The organism is Bradyrhizobium sp. USDA 327 (genome assembly GCF_041262065.1).
Classification (GTDB): domain Bacteria; phylum Pseudomonadota; class Alphaproteobacteria; order Rhizobiales; family Xanthobacteraceae; genus Bradyrhizobium; species Bradyrhizobium liaoningense.
The window spans coordinates 7,943,286-7,969,751 of the sequence record NZ_JBGCCW010000001.1; the positions used below are offsets into that span (position 1 = coordinate 7,943,286).

At 63.7% G+C, this 26,466-nt stretch carries 16 protein-coding genes and 1 tRNA gene; 6 read left to right on the forward strand and 11 right to left on the reverse strand.

The window, feature by feature from the left end; all coding sequences use genetic code 11:
* Positions 1-47 precede the first annotated feature (47 nt).
* On the reverse strand, positions 48-1,424 hold the full coding sequence (locus tag ABIA42_RS37495; RefSeq protein WP_370123702.1) for a coniferyl aldehyde dehydrogenase: 1,377 nt from the start codon (positions 1,422-1,424) through the stop codon (positions 48-50).
* Between the two features lie 364 nt (positions 1,425-1,788).
* On the opposite strand from ABIA42_RS37495, the gene ABIA42_RS37500 reads away from it, so the two are divergent.
* A tRNA-Met gene (locus ABIA42_RS37500) sits at positions 1,789-1,865 on the forward strand.
* 243 nt (positions 1,866-2,108) lie between these two features.
* Here the strand turns inward: ABIA42_RS37500 and ABIA42_RS37505 are convergent.
* From ABIA42_RS37505 to ABIA42_RS37515, 3 genes are all read right to left on the reverse strand, one after another.
* On the reverse strand, positions 2,109-3,680 hold the full coding sequence (locus ABIA42_RS37505; protein WP_370115981.1) for an MDR family MFS transporter: 1,572 nt from the start codon (positions 3,678-3,680) through the stop codon (positions 2,109-2,111).
* Positions 3,677-4,867: an HlyD family secretion protein gene (locus ABIA42_RS37510; RefSeq protein ID WP_370123699.1), complete on the reverse strand. Its 1,191-nt coding sequence runs from the start codon at positions 4,865-4,867 to the stop codon at positions 3,677-3,679. The genes ABIA42_RS37505 and ABIA42_RS37510 overlap by 4 nt, the downstream gene beginning before the upstream one ends.
* A 170-nt stretch (positions 4,868-5,037) precedes the next feature.
* On the reverse strand, positions 5,038-5,979 hold the full coding sequence (locus ABIA42_RS37515; protein ID WP_271529894.1) for an AraC family transcriptional regulator: 942 nt from the start codon (positions 5,977-5,979) through the stop codon (positions 5,038-5,040).
* Positions 5,980-6,325: 346 nt separating this feature from the next.
* Between ABIA42_RS37515 and ABIA42_RS37520 the strand changes: the two genes are divergently transcribed.
* Positions 6,326-9,190: a winged helix-turn-helix domain-containing protein gene (locus ABIA42_RS37520; RefSeq protein ID WP_370115980.1), complete on the forward strand. Its 2,865-nt coding sequence runs from the start codon at positions 6,326-6,328 to the stop codon at positions 9,188-9,190.
* Positions 9,191-9,333: 143 nt separating this feature from the next.
* Entirely contained in the window at positions 9,334-10,086 is a 753-nt protein-coding gene (locus ABIA42_RS37525) for an SDR family NAD(P)-dependent oxidoreductase (protein WP_271529890.1), read from the forward strand.
* 704 nt (positions 10,087-10,790) lie between these two features.
* Here ABIA42_RS37525 and ABIA42_RS37530 read toward each other — a convergent pair.
* Positions 10,791-11,282: a hypothetical protein gene (locus ABIA42_RS37530; protein WP_271529887.1), complete on the reverse strand. Its 492-nt coding sequence runs from the start codon at positions 11,280-11,282 to the stop codon at positions 10,791-10,793.
* 286 nt (positions 11,283-11,568) lie between these two features.
* On the opposite strand from ABIA42_RS37530, the gene ABIA42_RS37535 reads away from it, so the two are divergent.
* Positions 11,569-14,622: an adenylate/guanylate cyclase domain-containing protein gene (locus ABIA42_RS37535; protein WP_370115978.1), complete on the forward strand. Its 3,054-nt coding sequence runs from the start codon at positions 11,569-11,571 to the stop codon at positions 14,620-14,622.
* Between the two features lie 142 nt (positions 14,623-14,764).
* Here ABIA42_RS37535 and ABIA42_RS37540 read toward each other — a convergent pair whose 3' ends face one another.
* The 4 genes from ABIA42_RS37540 to ABIA42_RS37555 form a co-directional block, all read right to left on the reverse strand.
* On the reverse strand, positions 14,765-15,877 hold the full coding sequence (locus tag ABIA42_RS37540) for an ABC transporter permease (RefSeq protein WP_370115977.1): 1,113 nt from the start codon (positions 15,875-15,877) through the stop codon (positions 14,765-14,767).
* 2 nt (positions 15,878-15,879) lie between these two features.
* Positions 15,880-18,654: a ribosome-associated ATPase/putative transporter RbbA gene (rbbA, locus tag ABIA42_RS37545; protein WP_370115976.1), complete on the reverse strand. Its 2,775-nt coding sequence runs from the start codon at positions 18,652-18,654 to the stop codon at positions 15,880-15,882.
* On the reverse strand, positions 18,651-19,718 hold the full coding sequence (locus tag ABIA42_RS37550; protein ID WP_271529882.1) for an HlyD family secretion protein: 1,068 nt from the start codon (positions 19,716-19,718) through the stop codon (positions 18,651-18,653). The genes rbbA and ABIA42_RS37550 overlap by 4 nt, the downstream gene beginning before the upstream one ends.
* Positions 19,719-19,967: 249 nt before the next feature.
* Positions 19,968-21,158 (reverse strand): ABC transporter substrate-binding protein, encoded by a 1,191-nt coding sequence (locus ABIA42_RS37555; protein ID WP_370123697.1) that lies wholly within the window; start codon positions 21,156-21,158, stop codon positions 19,968-19,970.
* A gap of 222 nt (positions 21,159-21,380) precedes the next feature.
* Here ABIA42_RS37555 and ABIA42_RS37560 point away from each other — a divergent pair, with 222 nt between their 5' ends.
* Entirely contained in the window at positions 21,381-22,994 is a 1,614-nt protein-coding gene (locus tag ABIA42_RS37560; protein WP_271529880.1) for an acyl-CoA synthetase, read from the forward strand.
* A 75-nt stretch (positions 22,995-23,069) separates the two neighbouring features.
* On the opposite strand, the gene ABIA42_RS37565 is transcribed toward ABIA42_RS37560, so the two are convergent.
* Positions 23,070-23,819, reverse strand: coding sequence for an AraC family transcriptional regulator (locus tag ABIA42_RS37565; RefSeq protein ID WP_271529879.1), 750 nt, complete (start codon positions 23,817-23,819; stop codon positions 23,070-23,072).
* Positions 23,820-24,177: 358 nt separating this feature from the next.
* Positions 24,178-25,380 carry an MFS transporter gene (locus tag ABIA42_RS37570; RefSeq protein WP_370115974.1) on the reverse strand — a complete coding sequence of 401 codons (1,203 nt, stop codon included), beginning with the start codon at positions 25,378-25,380 and terminating at the stop codon, positions 24,178-24,180.
* Between the two features lie 172 nt (positions 25,381-25,552).
* Between ABIA42_RS37570 and ABIA42_RS37575 the strand changes: the two genes are divergently transcribed.
* The gene (locus ABIA42_RS37575; protein WP_370115973.1) at positions 25,553-26,356 is read left to right on the forward strand and encodes an MBL fold metallo-hydrolase; all 804 of its coding nucleotides are present in this window, start codon (positions 25,553-25,555) and stop codon (positions 26,354-26,356) included.
* Positions 26,357-26,466: the final 110 nt, after the last annotated feature.

Genomic DNA, 26,466 nt, shown 5'->3' on the forward strand with positions numbered 1-26,466 from the left:
ATTCCGGGTTCGCTTCGCGCCCCGGAATGACACTATTTGCGCGTCCCCTACGACATGAACCGCATCAACTTCTCCAGCCGCGCGATCTTGCCGCCATAGGGCGGATAGAGATCGGCGAGGCGGTTGAACCTGGAGCGATAGAACACCGGCTTCAGCTTGCTGAACGTCTTGAAGCCCCATTCGCCGTGATAGGCGCCGGTGCCGGAGGCGCCGACGCCGCCCATCGGCTGGTTCACTTGCGTGAAGTGGAACAGGCAGTCGTTGACGGTGACGCCGCCGGAGACGGTGCGCGCCAGCACCTCGTCGCGCGCGCTGCCGTCCTTGCCGAACCAGTACAGCGCCAGCGGCCGGTCGCGCCGGTTGACGAAAGCGATCGCCTCCGCCGGGTCGCGAGTGCCGAGCACCGGCAGCACCGGGCCAAAGATCTCCTCCTGCATCGCCGCCATCGTTTCGGTCGCACCAGCGATCAGCGTCGGCGGGAATTTGCGATGAGCCTTCCAGTTGGGATCGTCGGGCTTTGCCGGTTGCAGGATTTTTGCGCCGTGCTGGGCTGCGTCCGCGACCAGGCCCTCGAGCCGCGCGTAGTGTCGGTCGGAGATGATCGACGTGTAGTCCTTGTTCGAGGGATCGGTGCCGAACATCCGCCGCATCTGCGCGCGGACCTTCTCGGCGAAGGCCTGCACCGAATTCTCCGGCACCAGCACATAATCCGGCGCGATGCAGGTCTGCCCGGCATTGAGCAGCTTGGCGTAGGCGATGCGCTCGGCGGCTTCGTCGAGATCGGCCGAGGCGTCGATGAGCGCGGGCGACTTGCCGCCGAGCTCGAGCGTGACAGGCGTCAGATTGCGCCCCGCGGCCTCCGCGACCAGGCGGCCGACCCGCGTCGAGCCGGTGAACACGAGATGATCGAACGGCAGGCTCGCAAAACCCTTGGCGACCTCGTCCTCGACGCCGGTGACGAGCACCTCAGCGCTGTCGAACCGCTGCGCGACCGTCTCCTGGAGCAGCGCCGAGAAGTGCGGGACAAGCTCGCTCGGCTTGATGATGACGCGGTTGCCGGCGGCGATCGCGCCGATCGCGGGCGCGAGCGTGAGCTGGAGCGGGTAATTCCACGGCGCGATGATGCCGACGACGCCGAGCGGCTGCGGCATCAGCCGGTTGCGCGCGGGCAGGAATTGCAGCGCGGTGGCGACGCGCTGCGGCGTCATCCAGGCCTTGAGGTGCTTGGTGGCATGCCGGATCTCGGAGAACACCAGCATGGTCTCGGCGATGGTGGTCTCGACCGCGCAGCGGTGGCCGAAATCGGCCGAGATCGCCTGCCGGAAGCGCTCCTCGTTGTCGGCAACCACCGCCCGCAGCCGCGCCAGCCGGTCCAGCCGCTGGGCGAGGTCGGGCGCCGGCTCGTCCCGCGACCGTGCGCGCATGGCGTGGAAGGCCTCTTCGAGGTCCCGCAGCGGGGCGTTCGTCAGGGACTTGTCCACGGCGTTCCTCCCTCCAGGCGTTTCAGCCTGAATCTTGTTGCCGCAAGCTGGCCCTTTGTGGAACTTCTGGCAAGAGCGCGCGGAACGAGCGGAAATTCGTCCATCCCCCTGTCATAAAGTCGAAAAAAACGTTCCCGCAGCCCTTTCCAAAGCCAGCCCGCCTTGATACATACGCCCCGCACCCGATGGGCTCTGCCCCGGGGTCGCCTTCCAAGGAAGCCTTTGGGACGGAAGAGCAAGCCACGCGAACAGCGCCGGCCTCAACCGACTGTCCCCGGCCTTTTCGCGAAGGCGCGCAACAGTTTAACGCGGGGTGGAGCAGCCCGGTAGCTCGTCAGGCTCATAACCTGAAGGTCATAGGTTCAAATCCTATCCCCGCAACCAAATTATTACGCACGCACCGTCCCGGCCTAACGGCCGGGACGGATTCGTTTTTTGGGGGATCAGGGACCGGGCGAGGGAGCAGGTCCAGCTTGGTGTGTCGGATCATTTCTTTCCCGAAGACGGATCTGAATGCCAAGCGTGGAATTCGTGCACATCCCTCGGGGCTCGCGTCTCGCCCCTCAGCCGCAAACCGGCGGTTCGCCGTGCACCTTGAAGCCGTCGCAGAAGACAGCGCTCAATCGCTCATCCGGCGGCAGCCCGCTTGTTCATCGGCGATCCTGTAAGCGCCACGGCAAGCACGGCGGTCAGTAACACTACTGCTATCGAATAGAACGCGTCTGAATAGGCCATTATCGTTGCCTGTTGCTTGACAAGTTCGCCGAGCAGGATCTCGGCTTGCTGATAGGAGCGCGCCGGATCTGGCACGCCATGGGGCAAGAAGTACTGTTGCATCCGGGTGAGGAAAGACTGGTCGATCGGATTGAACGACGTCACCGCTTGTCCGATGATGTTGGAGTGGAACTGCTCGCGTTTCGTGATGACTGTGGCCAGCGCGGCCGTTCCAATAGCGCCGCCCAGACTACGAAGCATATTGAACAGGCCAGACGCCGCTGCCGATTCATCCTGCTTTATGTGCGCCATCGCGATGCTCGATAAGGGTGCGACGAGGAGCGACTGGCCGACCGCGCGCACCAGGTTGGTCAACATCAACTGCGGCCCGGAGTCGTTCAAGCTCAGATGGATATTCATGACGCAGCTCGCTGCGAACACGATCAGTCCGGCGCAGACGACCACGCGCACATCGAAGTACTTGAGGATGAGCGGGACAAAAGGAATGATGACGAGCTGAGGGAAGCCTGACCAGGCGAGCACAAGCCCGATCTGTTCGGCATTGTAGCCTTGGACGGAATCGAGATAGGCCGGCAACACATAGACCGATCCGAACAAGCCGAATCCGACGAGCGTGTTGGCGAGTGTACCGAGGCCAAAATTGCGATTCGCAAGCAGGCGAAGCTGCACGGCGGGCTTGTCGCTTCTCAGCTCGATGACCGCGAACGCCGTCAACATGACGGCCGCGACGATGGCGAGATGCGCGATGTAGGGAGAGCCGAACCAGTCGTCCTTGTTGCCCTCGTCGAGCACGGTCTGAAAGCAGGCAAGCCCTATTGCCAACGAGCCTATGCCGTACCAGTCGCCGTCTTTGAGAAGGTGCAGCTGCATCGGCGCGTGGTCGAGGCTCGGGAATAGCAAGGCGAGCATCACGGAGCCGGGGATAAGATTGATGAAGAAGATGTATTGCCAGCCAAAGTGCTCGGTGAGATAGCCCCCGATGGTCGGCCCAATGGCCGGACCGAAGGTGGCTGTGACGGCGAATATCGCCAGACCGATCGGGCGTTGTCCGGAAGGGAGCTTGGTAAGCAGGATGGTGAATGCCATCGGAATCATGACGCCGCCCGTGAAGCCCTGCAGCGCGCGGGTGACGATCATGGTGCCGAGGCTGCCGGCAAAAGCACAGCTGACCGAGAAAGTCAGGAAGAGCGTCACGTTGGTCAGCAGGAATCGGCGGAAGCCGAACACGCGACTGAGATAGTCGGTCAGCGGAATCATGATGATCTCGCCGATCAGGTAAGACGTCGATATCCACGCACCGTTGTCGACCCCCGTGCCGATTCCTCCTTCGATCTCCGCAAGCGATGAATTGACGATCTGGATGTCCAGCACGGCGATCAGCGCCCCGAGCATGCAGCCATAGACGGCGACCCAGGTCCGCAGCGACGCACGCTCGGTGTCCCGATCATCGATCGCACCGCTCATCGCTGCGGTCCCTGAGGCGTGGCGCCGCGCCTCGTGTCGATTGTCGCAGTCACCGACATGCCGGGACGCAGCATGCCGGCGAGCGGGTCGCTCGGGTCAACGGCGATCTTGACCGGAATGCGTTGAACAATCTTCGTGAAATTGCCGGTGGCATTGTCGGGCGGCAGCAGAGCGAACTCCTGTCCGCTGGCAGGCGCCAGGCTGTCGACCCGGCCGCGAACTCGTTTCCCGGGAAACGCGTCGACCTCCAGGACGACGGGCTGCCCGGCGCGCACCTCGGCCAGTTGGGTTTCCTTGTAATTCGCCACGACGTAGATCTTCGCGAGCGGGACGATGGCGAGAAGCTGGGTGCCTGGCTGAACGTACTGGCCAAGCCGCAGCGTGCGATCGCCGATGACGCCGTCAACCGGCGAGGTGATCGTGGTGTATCCGAGATTGATCCGTGCCTGCTGCAATGCCGCTTCGTTTCGCTTGAGCGTCGCCTTGGCCTGCGCCAGTTGAGCATTCAGGGTTTCGATCTGCTTTTTGGCGGCATCAAGCGCGGCCTTGTCCTTGGCGACGACCGCCGTCGCGGTATCGATCTGCGAGGCCGCCTGCTGTGCGTCCTGGACCGAGCCGTAGCCGTCGTCTGCGAGCTTGCCGTAGCGTTGACTGTTCTCTTGCGCAAACAGCTCCTGTGCCTTGTCCGCATCGATCGTCGCCTCGACTTGGCGGATCACGGCCCGCTGCTGGGCGATCTCGGCCTCGATGGTCGCGATCCCGGCGGTGGCCTGCTCGACGCCGGCGGCCGCCTGTTCGACAGCTGCCTCGTAGTCGCGTTGGTCGATGACGGCCAGAACCTGTCCGATCTTCACATGCTGGTTATCGTCAACGAACAATGATGCGATATTCCCCGCAACTTGTGGTGCGATCGAAACGACATCGGCCTGCACATAGGCATCGTCTGTGGCGGCTTCGAAGCGCCAATGCGTCCAATACCTCCAACCAGTATAGGTCCCGCCGCAAACCGCCGTGATCGCCAGTATCACGGGCACCAGGTGTCTCAGCAACGGACGCGCCCGCTCTGTGGACGCCCTGCCCAGATGTTCGGATGCCCCAGCTGCAGCGTCTCCGGGAGGCGAGACGCGCCCCTCCGTTTCAATGCTCGTCGCGGTGGAAGTCATTGCCCCGAGCCCTTTCAGGATGATCCAGGCATCATTGTTCAGAACGCCGGCATTGCGTCTTCCCGAGTGCGCGACCTATTGCGAGATCGCATGGCGAATTCGCCGCATATCGGCCAAGCCAAATTGCGCGAGGCAGCGGTCGGAGCGGCGTTCGGCCAATTTTGGGTCACTCTCCGCTGTCGTACGGAAGTGCGCTACACGGGTCCGGAAGCGGCTCTGCTCCTCGACCGCGTTCGCCAATCAGCCGGGGTCTCACCGGTGATTTCTTTGAACACGGTCGAGAAATGTGCCTGAGTGCAAAATCCGACCGCGAGTGCAATTTGGACTAGAGGCGCCTCTGTATTCAGCAGCGTCTTCGCGTGTTCGACCCGTTGAGCCAGCAGATATTCGTGGGGGCGGTATCCCGTCGCGGCCCGGAACTGCGCGGCAAAATGCATACGGGAAAGTCCGGCAACCCGAGCCAGCTCCGGAAGCCTTATCGACCGACGAAAATTCTGTTTGACGTGGTCTTGGACGCGCCGAAGCCGCCAGTTTGCCAGGGCGCCGACCTTGGTGCGTGGAAATTCGAGGCGCGCGAGCCGCATCGCCAGCGTTTGTCCGATGCAGCGGGCGAACGTCTCGTCGATCGGTTCGCCGGGTCCGAGCAGCGGGCGGGTGAGCTGTCCTGCGAACATGTCGCGAAGCAGAATAAGGTCATTCAGATGCTGAGTTGGGCGACGCTGCGCAATTGGTAGCCGATCTGTAAAGTATGAGTCTGGAACGTGGAAATGCAGGAAGTCGCAGGGCGCATCGAAGCGTGCGGCGAGCCGTTTGGAGGGAGCGCTGACATACAGCGTGCTTTCCGGCATGACGCCCTCGAAGATTGTTCGCTGCTCTCCTGTCAACTTGATGCGCGTCGTCCTCAATGCCACGCCAATGAAGTAGCGATCATTGGGGGTGACCGCCTCCTCGGTACGAGACGCGGTTCGGAGATCGAGCCAGCGCGAAATGGTGATTTCCTGGGCCAGGGACGCACCGTTTTGTTCCGGCCTGCGCCACGCCCGCTCCTCCAAAGGATATCCTCGCGGATGCCTGTTGTCGCTCAACGCCGGGTGATGACCGTGTTTGGGGGGGACCGCATGCATGTCGTCGCGCATCCTGGCTCTCCTCTGTTGGCTTGTACTTGCGATACCGAGTGGATTTAGCCTGCACGCCTTCGGAAGGCGCGTTAGCTCCCCTTAAGAAACGTTGGATTTTGCTAAATCGAATGCTGCGACCGCCCGCCGCAGGCGTGGCGTTAGGTCGCTCACGCAGAACCGGTCTTCCCTGATATCCGAGTTCGATCAGTTACTTGCGACGATGGATAGTGGAACGCGCGTGATGGTCGCCAAAGCATGGAACGCGAAGACGCGCTACCCGGCAGGTCGGTTCGCACGTACATTTGCGAAGCCGGTAACTGCGTCCAGCCGCTCAGGTTGGAGACGCACCTTCAGGTGAAGCGGGATGATGTCGAGCAATACTCGGGCGTCGATGAGCTCCGATGCGATAACTAGCTTTGGCGACTTCCAGCTCGATCGCAGACGTCGCTTGCTTCTCAAGGATGGAAATCCCGTACGAATTGGGTCGCGCGGCCTGGACATTCTGATCGCGCTGACCGATCGCGCGGGCGAAGTTGTCAGCAAGCGTGATCTCCTCGAGTCGGTGTGGAATGGTGTTGTGACCGACGAGGCGGGCCTGAGGGTACATATGTCGACGCTTCGCCGAGCTTTGGGCGATGGCCGGGATGATGCGCGCTACATCGTCAACGTCGCAGGCCGCGGATACAGTTTCGTTGCCGCAATCAAGCGGTCTCACACGAGCCTGGTGTCCTCGTCGGATTCCAACTCGGCTGATCGCCTGGGTCGTCAATTCCTGTCGCATCGGGGGCTTTTCGTCGGCCGCGACGAGGTCGTTCTCAGTATAAGCAGGCTTCTCGCGAGTCGACGGTTTGTCAGTATCGTGGGCGCCGGCGGCATCGGCAAGACGGCGGTCGCGGTTGCCTTGATCGCGCGGTTGCGAGCCGAATTCGGCGACGAGAACGTCGCCTTCGTCGATTTTGGCGCGGTGCTCGAGCCTGGCTTGGTTCCTGGCAGCGTGATTTCGGCGGTTGGCTGCACATTGGGGGGATCCGATCCCGTCGCCGAACTGTCAAGCTTCCTTGCAGATAAGCGCATGCTGGTTGTCTTCGACAGTTGCGAGCACCTCCTCGATCCGATCTCGCTTCTGGCAGACCGGCTATTCCGTGAGGCCCCCTTCGTCCATTTACTAACCACCTCGAGGGAGCCGTTGCATGTCGAGGGTGAGACGGTGCATCTACTCAGTCCGCTCGCTTATCCAGCGGAGGAAGCCCCGACGGCGGTGGATGCTTTGGCAACGCCGGCCGTGCGTCTGTTCATGGATAGGGCGGCGTTCAGCGGATTCACCGAAGATCTAACTGACGCCGATGCGCCGATCGTTTCGGATATATGCCGGCGGACTGACGGAATTGCGCTGGCGATAGAGTTGGCCGCCAGCCGCGTCGGAAGTTATGGGATCCGTGGCGTTGCAGGCCTCTTGGCGCAAAATGCGGAGATGGCATTACCCATCAGACGCAATGTTTCTCCTCGACATCGAACGCTTCAAGCGATGCTTGACTGGAGTTACGATCTGCTCGCGGAAGACGAAAGGCGAACGCTTTCGCGCCTGTCCGCCTTAGTCGGTCTGTTCACAATGGAGGCGGCCTGCTCCGTCGCGGGCGAAGAAGAGAGCGACCGGGCAGCTATCGCTTCGACTCTGGAGAGACTGGTCGACAAGTCTCTGGTCTGGGTAAGACCGATCGATGAAGCGGTCTTTTACCGCCTCCCCGATACGACGCGCGCCTGTGCTGCGGCGAAGCTCAGCCAATCCGAAGACGTCGAGCCGATTGCCAGTCGCCATGCTCGCTACTTTGCTTCCTTGTTCAAATCACTTGCTCTCGAGGACGGCGCGTATGCCGAGATCGGGCGCCATGCACCACACCTCGGGAATGTACGAAAGGCGCTCGAATGGAGTTTCTCCAGCGAGGAGAATCGCAAGATCGGGATTGAATTGGCGGCCGATGCTGCGCCATTGTTTCTTGGTCTTTGGCTGCTTGCGGACTGCAGCCACTGGTCGCGCCTTGCCTTGACCGCGATCCAGCATATGAGCGAGATGTCGCACCGGGAGGCGCGCTTGCTGGAGGCGTTCGCTGTCGCCTCCATGCATATGTGGGGCAATACGCAGGAGGTGAAAGATGCGATCCAGCGTGGGCTGGACCTGTACGAAGCGGGCGAGCAAGGATTGGCGCAACTTCGCCTTCTGGCCGGCCTCAACCTCTTCCTGACGAGGATTGGCGACTTTGATGGCGGGCTGGCGGCCGCCGAGAGATGCAAAGCTGTGGCGGACCGGAGCGGATCGATCAGCGATCGGGTCATCTCCGAATGGATGCTTGCCGCCGCCTTGCATCTTGCCGGTCATCAAGCCGATGCCATCGCCCATTGCGAACTGGGGTTTGAGCTCGAGGCCACCCATAGCCGCCTCGACCTCAATTTATTCGGCTACGATCACCGCCTCCGCGCGGAACTCGCGTTGGCACGATCGCTTTGGCTCAGAGGGGCGGCAACGCGCGCGTGCGGGTTGGCTGTGGCGGCTCTCCATGAGGCCGAAGGGTTGTCACCGCCGAGCAACTATTGCATGGCTGTAGTCCATGCTGTCCCTATCCTGCTCTGGAATGGCGAAACTGAAGTTTGCGCCGAACATATAGATCGCGCAATCGTGCAGGCTGAAAAGCACTCTCTCAAGGCGCTCGCAGCCGCTGCCCTGGCGTTGAAGGGGGAGTGGCTCACGATGACGGCAAAACCTGCAGCCGGCGTGGAAACATTGCGCCAGGCTTTGAATCTGCTGTACCGCGAACAATTTCGCATGCTTACGTCCGCTGCCGCGCAGGCTCTGGCAGATGGATTGGCACAGAGCGGAAGGTTGGTCGAGGCACGAACGACGATTCAGACGGCGATCTCTTCAGCACAAAAAATGGGTCAGAAGTTTTCAATGCCCGGCCTACTGCGCACGCAAGCGCAAATAATCATGAGAAGTGCGGATGCTCAGCACGACAAGGCAGAGTCATTGCTGCGGGAGTCGATCAACTACGCAAGGAGCCAAGGCGCATTGGCATGGGAGTTGAGGGCTGCGCTCGCATTGGCCCGGCTATTGATCGTGCATGGGCGGGTAGCAGAGACGCGCGCACTCCTCGAGCCGGTCTTGGCGGCTCACGAGGAAGAGTCTGGCTCATCGGATCTCCTGGACGCGGCGGATCTTCTGGCGCGCTTGGCGTGATCGGGAAGAATCCGGCATGGGCGGTCAGGGGAGCCGCGGCGGCTTTTCATTTCCTTGCAGTTCATAACACCTTGGGCGGCTAAGTCTGGTCCATATTCCTCCTCTCCGCAAGACCGCTTGAAAAAGCAACGGCAGGAGCAGCGATGGAACAGGACCGGAGAATCGCCGTTGTGACGGGCGGCAGCCGCGGCATCGGGCGGAGTACGGTTCTCAGTCTGGCAAGGCGAGGTGTTGACAGCATCTTCACATTCAAAGCCGCTTTTGCTGAGGCCGATGCGGTTGCGACGGCCGTTGAGGAGATCGGCCGGAGAGCCATTCCTTTGCAGCTTGATCTCGCGGAAGCGAGCAGCTTCGATGGCTTCGTACTGCAATTCCGCGAAGCACTTGGAGTTCTTGGCGCCACCCGTTTCGATTATCTCGTCAACAATGCCGGGATCTCGCATCATGGCAGGTTGGAAAGCACGACCGAGGCAGAACTAGATGCGATCTATCGGGTTAATTTCAAAGCAGTGTTCTTTCTCACTCAAAAATTGCTGCCTCTCATCAAGGACGGCGGCCGTATCGTCAACATGTCGAGTGGGCTCGCCCGAATCATCGTGCCCGGCAGCGGGCCATACGGTGCGTTCAAGGCTGCGATCGAGGTGCTGACGCGATACCAGGCAAAAGAACTCGGCGCTCGAGGCATAGCGGTCAACGCAGTCGTCCCCGGAGCGATCCGAACTGATTTCAGTGACGGCCTAGTGCGGGAAGATCCCAAAATCAACGCTCAGGTCGCCAACTTGAGGGCGCTCGGCCGACCGGGGGGGCCGGAAGATATCGGGCCGATGATCGTTTCTCTGCTGTCCGATGAGAATCGCTGGATCAACGCGCAACTTATCGAGGTCTCGGCGGGATGAGAATTGTGACCGAACTCCTCGCCTCCGTATGCATGCGGGTTCGAGAGCCGTCTCTTGCAGGTGAACACCCGGCAGGGAAGCGACGCCTCGCTGCTGCTGCTGCTGAGGAAATCGTGCAGCGCCTTGCTCGCGGTGGGGCCGAGGAATTGCCGGTAGGAATGGGTGACCTCGCGATAGGCCTGCTTCCTGGCATCTGGCAGCCCCATCTTCTCGGCGACCGAGAGCAGCGACGGCATATAGTGCAGCTCCGGCGCGTCGATGCCCTGGAGGCGAACGGTGAGCTTGCCGTTCTTGATCGGCGCGGCCGACGTGCGGCCGTCGACCTTGGCGCCCTCGAAGACGTCAGTCGGCTGGAATGGTGCAGTATCGTTCTCGCGGAAGCGGATCGCGTCCGGCGCCACAGTCACCAGCACCTTGGCGGTATCGGCGTCCGACCGCCCCTCCGGCCAGAACCGGCCGACATCGATGGTGCCTTCGACCTCCGGCAATCCAACCGGCATCGGCCGCTCCTGTCGGGCGCGCACGACGACCGCCGCCCGGGCTGACTCGCAAGCACACCGAAGCGGAGCGGATCATCTTCGTGCGGCAGGCCCGTGACGGAATGTCAGACGGCAGAGATCACGTCATGGCCGACGAACAATACCTCCGCGCGTTTGGAGCGCGCGGGCGACGATGATGTCGTCAACAGAGTAGAATCTTTCCAATCAGGATCTGTACGGGCAGACCATGGTCAGGTTGAGCAGCGTCGGCTTGTCCGAGCCCTTCTTGTACTCCCACTCCAGCCGGATCTCGTGCCGGTGGGCATAGGCGTCGCTCGCCGCGTGGCTGATGATGTTGGTTTTCATCGGGATCGGCGGCTCTGAATTGAAGCATTTGCGGACGCAGGCATCGAGCAGATCGCATCGCGTCAGAGGGATCACGCCCGGCTCGTCCCTCGACAGCGGGACCGTGTTCGGCTGGGTGCTGAGGTCGAGACGAGCCCGGCCCTTCTCCTTGTGCCAGTACTTGGCGCTGCCCTGCGGCCACTTCGATGGCGGCGTCAGAATCAGATGGTACTGGCCGTATTCCAGGGTCGGCAGATCGATGTCCTCCGATGCCTTGAGCTTGGCGACACTCTTTTTCATGTTCGCCAAGGGATAGTAATTGCCGTTCATCAAATCCCTGAAGGCTTTGCCGTTATATGTCTTGCCGCCCATCGCCTTGTCCTTCGATACAATCTAATCGGTCAGGGAGACGTGCAGCCCAGCAAAGCTCGTTGGCCCTGTACGAAAGCCTCGGTGCCCCCTAAAACGCGTCGCCCCATTTTCGCGCCGACGACGCTACCATCCCAAAATGCAACTCGTCCAGAGAGTCACCTTTGCCGACACAGGTATGTTTCTCGGTGAGTTGATTGCCATGCATGTGTCGTTCGGTATTCTTGCGCAGAGCTCACCTTGAGCGTCGGTCGGTATAGACGCCGCCGTGACTTTTGAAGGCAGAGGAATGCATTGTGTCGCGTGTCAGTCGACGATCGACCCGAGCGCTGGCTGGTGCCCGAAGTGTGGGCTGGCTGTGCGGCGCTCCGATCCCGAGAGCGACCGCCGGTTCGTGACGATTCTCCGTGCCGATGTCGTCGATTCCACCGGCCTCATCGCCGAGCTGGAGCCGGAGGCGGCCATCTCACGGCTGGAGCCGGCCCTGGCCGCGATGCGAGCCGCGGTGCGCCAGTTCGGGGGCATTGTCAGCAAGGAGCTGGGCGACGGGATCGCGGCTGTGTTCGGTGCCCCGATCGCGGACGATAACCACGCGCCGCTGGCGTGCCATGCGGCACTTGAACTCGTTCGACGCGTCGCAAGCCTCGGTGATCCCGGGCTTCAGGTGCGTGTCGGCCTCCATTCCGGTCACGTCGTCGCCTACATGGTCGCCAGCGAGTTTTCCAAGGTCTACGAGATTGGTGGTGCCGCCCAGCATCTGGCGGCACGGCTGGAGTCGGTGGCGGAGCCGAATCAGATCTACGTGTCGCAAGCCTGCCAGGAGCTGGCCCAAGGGCATGTCCGATTCGAGTTTCTCGGCGGCAAGCCGCTGCGCGGCTTCAACCAGCCTGTGCCGGTCTACCGCATCGTGGGCGCGAGCGACCTGTCGAGCTGGCGGGTGCGACGGGCGCGCAGCATCTCCCGGTTCGTCGATCGTACGATCGAGCGGGCACTGCTTGCCCGAGCCGCGGAGGCGGTCGGCGCCGGCCGGCGGACCGTCTTGCTGCTGGGCGATGCCGGTATCGGAAAGTCACGTCTCGCGCACGAGTTTGCCCAGGAGCTCAAGGCGGCTGGCTGGCGCCTGATCGACGCCGAGTGCAGTCCGAACCTCCAGGGCGCGCCGTTCAGCACGCTCAAGCGGCTGTTGCTGTCGCTGCTGGACGCCGCCGCGAAGGGTTCCGACGGACTTGGAGATCCGCGGATGGACCGACTGCTGATCCAGCAATGCGCCCTGGATGCCGTGCTGGATCTGCCGATATCGGAGCCGCAGTGGACCGAGCTGGAGCCGCACGCGCGAGGGCGCGCGATTTGCGACGCGAGCTGCGCTGTGGTCGAGAATGCGGTTCGCCGCCACCGCACGATACTCCTGCTCGAGGATCTCCACTGGATCGACCGGGCCAGCGATACGGTGATGTCTGCGATCGCCTCGCTTCAGACACCGAATCTCCTCGTCTTGCTCACATCCAGGCCGAACGGCATGCCGGTATGGACCACGCGCTGCCAGGCCGAGATCGTCGCGGTGCGCCCCCTGGACGACGATTCGGGGATGGCGATGCTAGCCGACATGCTTGGCCCCTCCGCGGCGAACAACGATCTGAAGACCAGGATCATTTCGCATACGGCGAATGTGCCCTTGTTCATCGAAGAGGTCTGCCGCGGCCTGAGGGACAGCGGAACGCTGCAAGGTCAGTGGGGTGATCTCGCGCTCATGCGACCCATCGAGGAACTCGGGATTCCCACGAGCATCCAGGGCGTGATCGCCGCGCGTCTCGATCGCGTGTCCCGGCAGGAGCGTTCCGTCTTGCAGGTCGCAGCAGCGCTGGGCCCGAGATCGAGCGTCGCGATGCTGCGAAAGCTGGTCGAGTTGCCGGAGGCTGCCCTCCAGGACTGCCTTGCGGTGCTCGATCGCGCCGAGTTGCTGGTGCGAATCGACAGCGAGCTGGACGATGAACTCGAGTTCCGTCACGAAATGGTCCGCCAGGTGACGTACGACTCGATGGTCGAAAAGGTGCGCGAGGACATCCATGCGCGCATTGTTGCGGTTTTCGAGAGTGACGGGACGAGTGCCGATGAGCCCGATACGCTGTGCTATCACGCGCTGCGCGCGAAGGACTGGCTCAAGGCTTTCACCCATGGCAGGAGCGCGGGACGAAAATGCCTGAGTCGGTCGGCCTTTGCTGATGCGGCAAACTATTTCGAGATCGCGATGGGCTCGCTCGACAAAACGCCGCCGACGCCATTGCGGGAATCGGATGCCATTGATCTGCGGATGGAGGCGCGCGGGGCATTCATCGCATCCGGACAGGTCGCCGAGTGGCTGGATCTGGGCAAGGAAGCCGAACGACGCGCTGACGCGATCGACGATATCGGACGCAAGGTCGCCGCCATGACCGTCAGGTCGGGCGCACAAAACTTCTACGGGGCGCCAGTCGAGGCGGTCGCAATCGGCGAGGAGGTCGTCGGCCTCGCCGTGGAATGGGGCAATCAGGGTTGGCTCAATCTCGCGCGATATGGATTGGGGCAGGCCTATTTCCTTGCCGGCCGGTACCGTGAAGCCGAACAGACATTGGCACTGGCTCACGCCCAGTTGGCGGGTCCGGAGGCCAGCGCACCGATCGGCACGACGCCGAGATATCTGCTCTTGCTCTGTTGCATGATGAAGAGCTTCACCCACACCGTCATGGGCGAACTCGATGCCGCCGAACAGCTCCAGCAACAGGCCGCCGCGATCGCCGAGGAGACCAAACGTCCCTATGATCGCGTCGCCGCCGCCTATAGCGGCGGCTGGCTGAAGCTCGGGCAGAACGATCCGGCGGCGGCCGCCGCCATCCTCGAAGACGGTTTCGTCCTGGCGCAGAAGCACGGCATCCGGCTGTTCGTGCCGGTGCTGGCCAGTCATCTCGGCATCGCCTATCTCGAGCAGGGCCTGTTCGACCGGGCGCGCGGCATGCTGACGGAGGCACGCGAGGAAGCGAAGGCGGTCGGCTACACCTCGGCGGTGCTGCGCAGCTCGATCTACCTGGCGCTCGCCACCCACCGCCTCGGCGATGTCATGGCCGCGCAGAACATGCTGCGTGAGGCGCGCAACACCGCCCGCCAGCAGGGGTTTTCAGGCCTCGAGGCCGAGGCCCTGTTCGGCGAAGCCGTCGTGACCCCGCCATCGGATGCGGCGAACAAGGCCGCCATCCTTGTCTCTCTGCGCGCCGCCATCGCGATCGCCTCCGAAAGTGGCGCGCTGCCGCTGAAGCACAAGGCCGAGGCGATGCTGAACGAGATGCTTGCCCGGGGCGACCGGCCCAGCTGAGCCTGCCCCGGTCAGTCTGGCGATAGCGCCGGCGCGAGCGCGATCTTGCCCGACGCGTCAAATAAATCCCGCAGCTAAAACAAGGGGATCGCTACTGTGCATGGGGTTGTTTTCGACCTTTTTGAAGCGAAGCCCTCGCGCGTCACGCCAGGAACGCGCGGAATCGGCGCAGCGCGATCACGAAGAAGACGCCCCCGATCACGGCGAGCGCGGCAAGCTGCGGCCACACCGCCTCCAGGCCCGCGCCGCGAAACAGGATCGCCTGCGCCAGCATCACGAAATGCGTATTGGGCGCCGCCAGCATGATGTCCTGGACGAATTGCGGCATGCTCTCCCGCGGCGTCATGCTGCCCGACAGGGTCTGCAGCGGCAGCAGGATCATGATCAGCAGCAGCCCGAACTGCGGCATCGATCCGGCGACGGTGGCGAGGAAGATGCCCATGCTGGTGGTGGCGAACAGCTGCAGCGCCGCGCCGACCAGGAACAGCGCCAGCGAGCCGTCGATCGTGACCGCCAGCCAGCCCTTGACGACGAAGGCGATCGACAGCGCAGAGGCGATCAGCACCACGGCTCCCATCGACCAGACCTTGCTCACCATGATCTCGAGCGGCGTGACCGGCATCACCAGGAGGTGCTCGATCGTGCCGTGCTCGCGCTCGCGGATCAGCGCGGCGCCGGTCAGGATGATCGAGAGCATGGTGATCGAGGTGATGACGTGATCGATGGCGCCGAACCACGACTTCTTCAGTTCCGGGTTGAACCTCGCCCGCAGCGTCAGCTCGATCGGCGCGGCCTGCGCATTGCGCGCACGCGCCAGGAACTCCGCGACCTCCGCGCTGACGATCTGCTCGACATAGCCGCCGCCGTTGAACGCCTGCGAAATGCGCGTCGCGTCGATGTTGAGCTGGATCGTGGGCGATTTGCGCGCCAGCAGATCGCGCTGAAAATCCGGCGGGATGTCGAGCGCGAAGGTGTCGATGCCGGCGTCCATCCTGCGGTCCATCTCGTATTGCGAGATCAGGCGCGGCGTCGAGAAATAGGGCGGGGTGAACGCCATCCCGATCCGGGTCGAGACCGGCGAATGGTCTTCGTCGACGATGGCGATCGCGGCGTGGTTCAGGGTTTCCGGCAGCGCCTTTGCGCCGGCATAAACCGCCAGCGTGAACGAATAGACGATCAGCACGAGCAGCATGGGGTCGCGCACCAGGCCGCGCAACTCCTTGATGCCGAGCTGAAACACGTTGTCGAAGCGCATGGTCAGCGGGCCTGTTTCTTCAGCAGCATCGTGCCGGCGATCACCAGGACGGGGACCATGATGGCGAGCGCCAGGAGATCGTTGTGGAGGGTGTCGAACCCCAGGGCCTTGGAGAACGTGCCGCGCGAGATCGTGACGAAATAGGTGGTGGGATAGAGCCGCCCGATCAGGGCGCCAAGTCCCTGCAGCGACGAAACCGGATCGATCAGCCCGGAATACTGGATGGCCGGGATCAGCGTGATCAGGACGGTGCCGAACAGGGCCGCGATCTGGCTGTTCATGAAGGCCGAGATCACCAGCCCCATGCCGGTCGTGGCCGTGACGTAGAGCAGCGCGGCCAGCGCGTAGGTCGGAAAGCTCCCGGTGAAAGGTACGCGGAAGACGGCGAGGGCAAAGCCGACGAGGAGGAGGAAGTTTCCGAATGCCAGCACGACGTAGGGCAATTGCGTGCCGAGCAGGAACTCCAGCCGCGTCACCGGCGTGACGTAGAAATTGACGATCGATCCGAGCTCCTTCTCGCGCACCACCGCCAGCGCGGCGAGCACTGCCGGAATCATGATCAGCAGCAACGGGATGATGCCCGGCGCCATGGCGACGACGCTGATGACGTCCGGATTGTAGCGGTAGCGCAATTGGAGCTGGTAGGTGCCGGCGATCGCCGCATCGCCATAGAGCTCGCGGCCTTTCTGCGCGAGCCAGTTCGCGTGGATCGCCTGGGCGTAGGAGCGCAGCGTCTCGGCCCGCGTCGGATTGGCGCCGTCGACCCAGGCGCCGATCTCGACATGGCGGCCGCGGCTGACGTCGCGGCCGAAACCCGGCGGCAGCTCGATGGCGAGACCGATCTCGCCGGCGCGCATGCGGCGGTCGAGATCGGCGTAGTCGGTGATCGGGGATTTCTGGGTGAAGTAGCGCGAACCCGCGATCTGAAGGCTGTAGTCGCGGCTGATCGCGGTGTCGTCGCGATCGAGCACTGCGAAGGTCAGATTCTCGACGTCCATGCTGATGCCGTATCCGAGCACGAACAGCAGCAGCACGCTGCCGAGGATCGCGAGCGTGGCGCGGATCGGATCGCGCCGCAGCTCGAGCGTCTCGCGCCGGGAATAGGCGAGCATGCGCGTCGGATTGAACGCGGCGCTGTGCCGACGGACCGCCGTGGGGCTTGCAGATGCAGGCTGCGGCGAGGCGACCGCCGGCCGGCGTGCCGGCTCCGTCGTGTCCGCGATCGCCTCTTCCAGGCAGGCGATGAAGGCCTGCTCGAGCGTGACGGTGCCGCGCGCGGCCACGATCGCGGCGGGCGTATCCGACGTCAGCACCTTGCCGGCGTGCATCAGCGAGATCCGATCGCAGCGCTCGGCCTCGTTCATGAAATGGGTGGAGACGAAGATGGTGACGTTGTCCTTGCGGGAGAGCTCGGCGAGGATCTGCCAGAAGCGGTCGCGGGCGACCGGATCCACGCCGGAGGTCGGCTCGTCGAGGATGAGGATGTCGGGCGCATGGATCATGGCGACCGCCAGCGACAGCCGCTGCCGCAGCCCGAGCGGCAGGCCATCGGGCAGGGCATCGACGACATCCGCAAGATCGAACCGGGCGATCATCTCGTCGATGCGCGCGGCGACGGTGTCCGCCGGCAGCTCGAACAGTCGCGCATGCAGATCGAGATTTTGCGTGACCGTGAGCTCGGAATAGAGTGAGAAGCCCTGCGACATGTAGCCGATGCGCCGCCGCACCGACATGTCGCCGGCATCGATGGTGTTGCCGAACAGCCGCGCGGTGCCTTCGCTCGCGGGCAGGAGGCCGGTGAGCATCTTCATGGTCGTGGTCTTGCCGCAGCCGTTCGAGCCGAGAAAGCCGAAGATCTCGCCCTTCCTGATGCGGAAGCTGACGTCGTCGACGGCAACGAAACCATCGAACCGCCGGGTCAGGTGGTCGGCTTCGATCGCGATCTCCTCGTGGTCCTCGTCGCGCGGCGGGATGACGACATTGGTATGGTTGCCGCGCTCGGCCTCGGGCAAGAGACGGATGAAGGCGTCATCGAGCGTATCGGCTCCGGTCTGCCGCTTGAGTTCGGCGGGCGTTCCGGTCGCCAGCACGCGGCCAGCGTTCATCGCGATCAGGAAGTCAAACTGCGCAGCCTCTTCCATGTAGGCGGTCGAGACGATCACGCTCATGCCGGGCCGACCGTCGCGGATCGAGGCGATCAATTCCCAGAACTGGCGGCGCGACAGCGGATCGACGCCGGTGGTCGGCTCGTCCAGGATCAAGAGCTCGGGATCGTGGATCAGTGCGCAGCACAGGCCGACCTTCTGCTTCATGCCGCCGGAGAGTTTTGCCGCCGGCCGGTCGGCAAAGGGCGTGAGCCCCGTGTCGCGCAGCAGACCCGCGATCCGCCTGTTCCGCTCCGCCTTGTCGTGTCCGAATAGGCGACCGAAGAAGTCGATGTTCTCGAACACCGACAATGTCGGATACAGATTCTTGCCGAGGCCCTGCGGCATGTAGGCGATGTCGGGGCACACGTTGCGGCGGTGGCGCGCGCTCGCCATATCGCCGCCGAGCACGTCGATTCGCCCCTCCTGGATCGCGCGCGCGCCCGCGATCAGGGCAAGCAGGCTCGATTTGCCGACGCCGTCGGGGCCGATCATCCCGACCATGCAGCCGGACGGCAGGTCGAGAGTGATGGACTCGAGCGCCCGGGTCTTGCCGTAGCTCAGGCCCACGCCTTCCAGATGCACCACGCTGCCGACGGCAGCCGGTGCTTCGGCTGCGGCAGTCGTGCTCATCTCGTCAACTTGATCTTGAGGTTGTCGGGCCATTGCGAGGCCGGATCGAGCTGCACATAGGCCATGCCGGGCAGGCCGGTCTTTACATGCTCGATATGCTGGCGCAGCAGGTCGGGCGCGATATGCGCCTTGATGCGGAACATCAGCTTCTGGCGTTCCTCCTCGGTCTCGACGGTCTTGGGCGTGAATTGCGCGACGTCGGCGACGAAGGTGGCCTTGGCGGGGATCACATATTTCGGGATGGCGTCGAGCACGAGGCGGACCTCGGCGCCGATCGCGACGCGGCCGGCATCGGCCGTCGGCAGGAAGAACGTCATGTAGACGTCGCCGAGATCGACCATGTTGAGGACGCGGCCGCCGGCAGCGAGCACCTCGCCGGGCTGTGACACGCGATACTGCACCCGGCCGTCGCGCGGTGCCTTCAGCACGCTGTCGTTGAGGTCGGCGTTGATGCTTTCGATCGCGGCCTTGGCCGCGTCGACCGCGGCGCCGGCATCGATCACCAGGGCGCGGGAGGAGCTGATTGCGGCTTCCGATGCCGCGACCTGGGCCTGGGAAGCGGCCAGCGCCGCTTTCGCCGTGGCGTTGGCGGAGCGGTCGTCGTCCAGGACCTGCTGGGATACCGCACTCGTCTTGATCAATTGTTCGGACCGGTCCAGCTTGCGGCTCGTGGTGTCGAGCTGGGCGATGCGCTGGTCGACCATGGCCTCCGCAGCCCTGCGTTCGGCCTCGCGCTGGTTCACCAGGCTCTTCGCGGTCTCGACATTGATCATTGCGCGCTGGAGCTGCGCTTCGGCCTGGCGGCGCTGGGCCTGCAGCTGCTCGGTGTCCATGCGTGCCAGAACCTGGCCCGCACTGACGAAATCGCCTTCGTTGACCAGGATCTCGCGGATTCGTCCCGGCGTCTTGGTGGCGATGTCGATCTCGACTGCCTCGATGCGGCCATTGCCGCGGGCGAAACCCGGGGGCAGCGCGTCGGCATCACGGTGCTGCCAATAGTAATAACCGCCGCCCGCGAGCAGGATGGCGAGCGCGGCGACGACGCGACCCGGTGTAAAGTTCATCTGTGCACAACGCCGTGCAGTGGCGCCCACTGTTGAGATACGAACGCCCGGCCGCTGATTGCGCGGAAAGGGCGGGGCTCAACATTGCAGCAAAGTTTGCACCGCAACTTGATGCAGATCAGACCGCGGCGCGAGGCGTGCTGCCCCTATTTTGGGCCGCGCGTCGTGATCGCCGCTCGTCCGCCCTTTTGGTCGAGCGGACGAGCGAGACTTGGTGGATGAATTGCCGTCGGCGCGATCCGGGCCGTCTCACTTCACCAGCGGGCAGCCGCCGTCTTTCAGCGGCCGGAATGCCTGGTCGGCGGGAACTTCGGCGAGCAGCTTGTAGTAATCCCACGGCCCCTTCGATTCCTCCGGCTTCTTCACCTGGAACAGGTACATGCTGTGCACCATGCGGCCGTCCTCGCGAAGCACGCCGTTGTCGGTGAAGGCATCCCGCACCGGCAGCTCGCGCATCTTGGCCATCACCGTCTTGGTGTCGCGGGTGCCGGCGGCCTGCACGGCCTTGAGATAGTGCAGCGTGGCACTGTAGGTCGCGGCCTGGTTCATGGTCGGCATGCGCTTGACCCGCTCCAAGAAGCGTTTGCCGAAGGCGCGAGTCTTGTCGTTGAGGTCCCAATAATAGGCCTCGGTGACGATCAGGCCCTGAGCGAGCTTGAGCCCGAGGCTGTGCACGTCGGAGATGAACATCACGATCGCAGCCAGGTTCTGGCCCCCGGCAACGATGCCGAACTCGCCGGCCTGCTTGATCGCGTTGATGGTGTCGCCGCCGCCGTTCGCGAGGCCGATGATCTTGGCCTTGGAAGCCTGGGCCTGAAGCAGGAAAGAGGAGAAGTCCGCCGTGTTGAGGGGATGCTTGACGCTGCCCAGCACCTTGCCGCCGGAGGCCTTCACGACGTCACCGGTGTCGCGCTCGACCGAATGGCCGAACACGTAGTCCGCGGTCAGGAAGAACCAGGTGTCGCCGCCGTTCTTGACGATGGCGCTGCCGACGGTGTGTGCGTTGGCATAGGTGTCGTAGGTCCAGTGCGCGGTGTAGGGCGAGCAGGACTTTCCGGTGATGTCGGAGCTCGCCGCATCCGTCACGATCATGATCTTCTCGTACTGCTTCGACAGCTCCATCACCGCGAGCGCGGTGGCCGAAGTCGGCAGATCGATGATCATGTCGACGCCTTCGGTCTCCCACCATTTGCGCGCGATGGTGGAGGCGACGTCGGGCTTGTTGAGCACGTCGGCACTGACCATGTCGATCGGTTTGCCGAACATCTTGCCGCCGAAGTCCTCGATCGCCATTTTGGTGGCCTCGACATTCCCCATGCCGCCGATGTCGGAATAGACGGAAGAGAAGTCGGAGAGCACGCCGATCTTGAGCGGGCCTTGCTGGGCATGAGAAGGGCAGATCGCAAACGCAGCGAGTGCAGCCGCAAATGCGGCGCACATAATCCGGCACATGGTATTTCCCCCGATATTATAGTTGGTGCACGAACCCAGAATTGCTGCTCTGGAGCGTCAATTCTTGCGTGATGACGCCGCGCAGGCCGGTTGATTTGACGCAGCCAATGGCGCCGACTACGTTTGCGCAAACGCAAGATACGTTTGAATGCGGTGGGCCGACGAATGCCCAGGCCGCCATTCACGCAGGCTAAAATTCAGGGGAAACACATGACCGGCGACACCGCAGCCACCATCTCGAAAGCGCGCGAGCATTCGATCGGCGATCTCTTGCGCCGCTCGGCGGGCCGCGAGCCGAACAAGCTCGCGGTAAGCTGCGGCGGTGTGAGCTGGACCTTTGCCGAAATGGACGCGATCTGCAACCGGCTCGGCCGCGGCCTGCTCGGGCTCGGCGTCAGGAAGGGCGATCGTGTCGCCGTGCTGTCGCGCAATTCGCACGCCTTCGCCGCGCTGCGCTTCGCGTTGGCCCGGATCGGCGCCGTGCTGGTGCCGATCAACTTCATGCTCAATCCGGACGAGATCAATTTCATCCTGAAGAGCTCCGGCGCGAAACTGCTCGCGACCGGACCGGACTTCGTCGAGCAGGCACGCGCGGCCAGCGCGAAGGATTGCGCGGTCGAGAAGATGATCTGGCTGCCGGGCGAGGATCCCGCATCGACGCCCGCCGGGCTCACCACCTTCGACGATCTCCTCGACGCCGACGGCTCGTTCCTGGATGCATCGGTCGATAGCCGCGATCTCGCGCAGATCGTCTACACCAGCGGCACGGAATCTCTGCCCAAGGGTGCGATGCTGACCCACGAGGCCGTGATGTGGCAGTATGTCAGCTGCATCATTGACGGCGGCATGAGCGCGGACGACAAGTTTCTGCACGCCTTGCCGCTCTATCATTGCGCCCAGCTCGACGTTTTCCTGGGGCCGCAGATCTATCTCGGCGCCTCAGGCGTCATCACCGGCAAGCCGACCCCCGACAACATCCTGGCGCTGATCCAGGCCCACAAGATCACCTCGTTCTTCGCGCCGCCGACGATCTGGATCGCGATGCTGCGCTCGCCGAATTTCGACACGACCGATCTATCGACGCTTCAAAAAGGCTATTACGGCGCCTCGATCATGCCGGTGGAAGTGCTGCTCGAGCTGCAGCGCCGCCTGCCCAACGTCAGGTTCTGGAACTTCTACGGCCAGACCGAGATAGCGCCGCTCGCGACCGTGCTGCGACCGGAGGATCAGCTGCGCAAGGCCGGCTCGGCCGGCAAGCCCGTGCTCAATGTCGAGACGCGCGTGGTCAACACGGCGATGGAGGACGTCAAGGTCGGCGAGGTCGGCGAGATCGTGCACCGCTCGCCGCATCTGCTCTCCGGCTATTACAACGATCCGGTGAAGACGGCGGCCGCGTTCTCCGGCGGCTGGTTTCATTCCGGCGATCTCGCCACCGTCGATGACGAAGGCCACATCACCGTGGTCGATCGCGTCAAGGACATGATCAAGACCGGCGGCGAGAACGTCGCGAGCCGCGAAGTCGAGGAGATGGTCTACCGCATCCCCGCCGTCTCCGAGGTCGCCGTGGTCGGCCTGCCCGATCCGCGCTGGATCGAGGCGGTGACCGCGATCGTCGTGGTGAAGAGCGGGGAGAAGCTGGACGAGGACGCCGTCATCAAGCACTGCGCCGGCCAGATGGCGCATTTCAAGGTGCCCAAGCGCGTCATCTTTGTCGATAGCCTGCCGAAGAATCCGAGCGGCAAGTTGCTGAAGCGCGAGCTGCGCCAGCGCTTCGTCGGCGGCGACACCTTGGACAAGGCGATCCAGAAGAATTTTGGGACCTGAGACGGAGCGATCGTGCCGGAGCGATGCGCCTGATGCAGCACGGTGGCCATTCGGCAAGATCGTGGTCGAGTTCGCCTAGTTTGTCTCACCAGCCAGCTTCCTCACGTCGTCGGGCGTCTGTCCGAAGCGGCGGCGAAACGCGCGGTGGAAATAGGATACGTCGTGAAATCCCGCCAGATGCGCGATCTCGATGATCTTGCGCGTGCGCATGGCGGGATTTCGCAGCAACCGCTCGGCCCGCAGCAGCCGCTGCTCCAGCACGAAGCCGCTATAGGTGATGCCGGCGCGCTCGAACAGCAGTTGGATGGTGCGTGGGCTGATCCGGTGCGCGGCGGCAAGATCGGACAGCGACAAGGCGGGGCTGTCCAGCTGCGCCAGGATGTCGGACTTCAGGGCTTCGAGACGCGCCGCGGCAAGGCCGCGCGTCCGCGCCTCCTCGGCGGCATCGCCGCGGGCTCCGATCATCAGCACGGCGAGGTCGAACAAATGCTGCGAGACCGCATCGAGCTCCGTCGGGGCCAGCTTGTCCGCATGCGTATGTGCCAAGTCGTAGTACCGCAGGAACATCGATGTAATCGGCATGGCGCCAGGGATCGACTGGGCGATCAGATCTTCGGCATTCGGGCAGGCGCGCAGCAGGGCCTTGCGAGGCAACAGTGCGGTTTGGAAGTTGCCGTACGCCGTCTGAGTGACTCGGGCGCCCCGGATCGACGGATCTCCGATCGTGAGGTCGCCGGCGGCGATGTTGAGCGCGCGCCTGCCCATGGTCCCGCTCAGAGCCGAATTCGGTGACGCGACGATCACCAACTCGTCGTTGGTGCCCATGGAGACGAAGCTCATCGGCGTACCGTAGGAGGCGGACAACCTCACGCGTGGAAGGATGGCGGGCGCGATGGTCCGGTGCACCGGGCCGTCCCCGACCGGGACGAAATCGGTCCCCATCACCTGCCGGCAGAACTGCTCGCGCCACCCCTCATAGGCCGGTCCCGTCGGATCGCCGCTGAATGAGAGCTGAGGCTGGATCATCGGTCGGAAAGCGCGGGTTTGACGGCAATTCGGCAGGTTGTATCGTTTACCCGTCCTCGGCAACGGTAAAAGCGCGGAATTGCGTGATAAGCCATTCGCGACGGCGCGCTACGCCAGCGACCAGGTGCCGCAGCGCGGAAAGCCGCGCTGGCGAGCCTCAATACTTCTTCACCGCCGCCGCGAAGGCCAGCCACAGCGCGATCGACGCGAGCCCAAAGCCGCCGAGCAGCAGGAAGGTCGGTCCGTAGCCGATCCATTGCGCGATCCAGCCGCCAAGCGCGGGACTGAGGCTCGCGCCGATGCCCTGCACGGTGATCACGGCGCCCTGGCCGAGATTGATGCGGCCGGTGCCGTTGAGCGCGCGCGCGACCATGCCGGGGACGGCGACCGTTTGCAGCCCGGTGCCGATGCCGTCGAGCACCTGCATCGGCACGACGCCCCACCATCCCGTGACGAAGAAGGCAAGCACGCCGCGGATCGGCAGGAACATGAAGGAGACCAGAATCACCGGCCAGTAGTTGCGCTTGCTCGCGGCCTTCATCGCGGTCAGCGACGTCACGATCATCACGCCTTGCGCGATCACCACGGTGGTCGCGACGAAGCTCGGGCCGTTCGCCTGCCCTTCGGCCACCGCGGCTAGTCCGTAGAGCGGAACGATGGCGGCGTTGCCGAGATGGAAGAGCGCGAGGGTGAGCGCCAGCACGAGCAGCGCCCGGTGCTTGAGCAGGATCGTCATCGCATCCGGCGGAGCCTTGGAGTCGTCCTCCTTGCTGCCGCGCGCGGCGCGGTCGTCGATTGCCCTTGCGGGAATCATCAGGACGCAGGCGATGGCGATGGCGCCGAACACGGCCGCCAGCGCGAACACGGCGACATAGCCGAACTGGTAGCCGAGATAGCCCGACAATGCGGCGCCGACCATGTTGCCCGCGTGGTTGTAGGCCTGGTTGCGGCCGTTGAGTGCGTTGAAGCCCTTCTGCTTGGCGATGCCGAGCGTGATGCCCGTTACCGCCGGCACGATCGCGGCGCTCGCCAGCGATTGCGCGACTTGCGAGAGCGTCACCGCCCAGAAGGTCTGCGAGATCAGGATGATCCCGGACGCGAGAACGACGCAGATGCCGGGAATGACGACCCAGAGCCGCTTGTTGCGGCTGGCGTCGATGAAGCCTCCGATCGGCGTCGTGATCAGCATGCCCGCGACGTTGCCGATGGTCATAGCGGTGCCGATCAGCCCGCTGGCCCAGCCGCGCTCCTGCAGAAATACCCCGACGAACGGCCCGATGCCCGACTGCATGTCGGCCATGAAAAAATTGAGCGCGAACAAAGGCCAGATACGGGACGAGGTGGGGGACCGCGATGCCATCGATACTCGAACATGCTCTTCGTGTGTCGTGATCCCCTTGGCCAATCGTTCTGGCGTGGACCTGAACGTAACGGGGGCTCACCGCGTTGGTTCCGGTCACTGCTGCCCGCCATCGCTCTTGCCGGGAGCTTGTCCGCAATGTCATCCTGGATCTTCCCACGGAGCACGAGTCATGCCTCTCTGGACCTGCGAAACCTGCGGTGCTCAATTTCCCTCACGCGGAGCGCCGCCCGACTCCTGCCCGATTTGTGAGGACGAGCGACAGTTCGTGAACTGGAAAGGACAGACCTTTCTCGCGCGCGAGGAGCTCGCGCGGAGGCATCGACTGGTGGGACGCGACGATCTTGGCCTCACCGGGATCGGGATGGAGCCGAGCTTTGCCATCGGGCAGCGCGCACTGCTGGTGCCTCAGGACGACGGCTGCGTGATGTGGGATTGCATTCCGCTTGCGACAGACGAGGCCATCCAATATGTCGCGGCACTCGGCGGGCTGAAGGCCATCGCGATCTCGCATCCGCACTACTACGGCGCGGTCGCCGACTGGAGCGACACGTTTGGGGGCGTGCCGGTGTACCTGCACGCCGACGACCGCGCCTTCGTCACACGGCCTCATCCGGCGATCGTGCACTGGACCGGCGAGAGCCATCGCATCTCCGATGACGTGCTGCTGCTGCGCACCGGCGGCCACTTCGCCGGCGCCACCATGCTGCACTATGGTCGTGGTGCGGACGGCAAGGGCGCGCTGCTCACCGGGGACATCGCGCAGGTGACGATGGACCGCCGCTTCGTCAGCTTCATGTACTCCTATCCGAATTACATGCCGCTGGGCGCTGCCGCGGTGCGGCGGATCGCGGCAGCCGTCGAGCCGCTCGCCTTCGATCGGATCTACGGAGCTTGGTGGGGCCGCAACATCGCCAGCGGGGCCAAGGCTGCGTTCGCGGCGTCGGTCGCGCGCTATCTGTCGGCCATCGCCTGAGCCGGTGTGCGGATCGGATTTATCTTGCCGGCCCCTAATAACTGTACTAAAAGTACAATTATTAGGGGCCGGCCGCAAAACGACGCATCTGTGGATCCGGCATGATCGAT

What these genes read in the sequence shown, in the direction of transcription:
- ABIA42_RS37575 (WP_370115973.1), top strand. Translation starts at nt 25,553, where the DNA reads ATGCCTCTCTGGACCTGCGAAACCTGCGGTGCTCAATTTCCCTCACGC.
- ABIA42_RS37515 (WP_271529894.1), bottom strand. Translation starts at nt 5,979, where the DNA reads ATGCGCGACGACATGCATGCGGTCCCCCCCAAACACGGTCATCACCCG.
- ABIA42_RS37540 (WP_370115977.1), bottom strand. Translation starts at nt 15,877, where the DNA reads ATGCGCTTCGACAACGTGTTTCAGCTCGGCATCAAGGAGTTGCGCGGC.
- ABIA42_RS37560 (WP_271529880.1), top strand. Translation starts at nt 21,381, where the DNA reads ATGACCGGCGACACCGCAGCCACCATCTCGAAAGCGCGCGAGCATTCG.
- ABIA42_RS37525 (WP_271529890.1), top strand. Translation starts at nt 9,334, where the DNA reads ATGGAACAGGACCGGAGAATCGCCGTTGTGACGGGCGGCAGCCGCGGC.
- ABIA42_RS37550 (WP_271529882.1), bottom strand. Translation starts at nt 19,718, where the DNA reads ATGAACTTTACACCGGGTCGCGTCGTCGCCGCGCTCGCCATCCTGCTC.
- ABIA42_RS37530 (WP_271529887.1), bottom strand. Translation starts at nt 11,282, where the DNA reads ATGGGCGGCAAGACATATAACGGCAAAGCCTTCAGGGATTTGATGAAC.
- rbbA (WP_370115976.1), bottom strand. Translation starts at nt 18,654, where the DNA reads ATGAGCACGACTGCCGCAGCCGAAGCACCGGCTGCCGTCGGCAGCGTG.
- ABIA42_RS37570 (WP_370115974.1), bottom strand. Translation starts at nt 25,380, where the DNA reads ATGGCATCGCGGTCCCCCACCTCGTCCCGTATCTGGCCTTTGTTCGCG.
- ABIA42_RS37495 (WP_370123702.1), bottom strand. Translation starts at nt 1,424, where the DNA reads ATGCGCGCACGGTCGCGGGACGAGCCGGCGCCCGACCTCGCCCAGCGG.
- ABIA42_RS37535 (WP_370115978.1), top strand. Translation starts at nt 11,569, where the DNA reads ATGCATTGTGTCGCGTGTCAGTCGACGATCGACCCGAGCGCTGGCTGG.
- ABIA42_RS37505 (WP_370115981.1), bottom strand. Translation starts at nt 3,680, where the DNA reads ATGAGCGGTGCGATCGATGATCGGGACACCGAGCGTGCGTCGCTGCGG.
- ABIA42_RS37555 (WP_370123697.1), bottom strand. Translation starts at nt 21,158, where the DNA reads ATGTGCGCCGCATTTGCGGCTGCACTCGCTGCGTTTGCGATCTGCCCT.
- ABIA42_RS37520 (WP_370115980.1), top strand. Translation starts at nt 6,326, where the DNA reads ATGATGTCGAGCAATACTCGGGCGTCGATGAGCTCCGATGCGATAACT.
- ABIA42_RS37565 (WP_271529879.1), bottom strand. Translation starts at nt 23,819, where the DNA reads ATGGGCACCAACGACGAGTTGGTGATCGTCGCGTCACCGAATTCGGCT.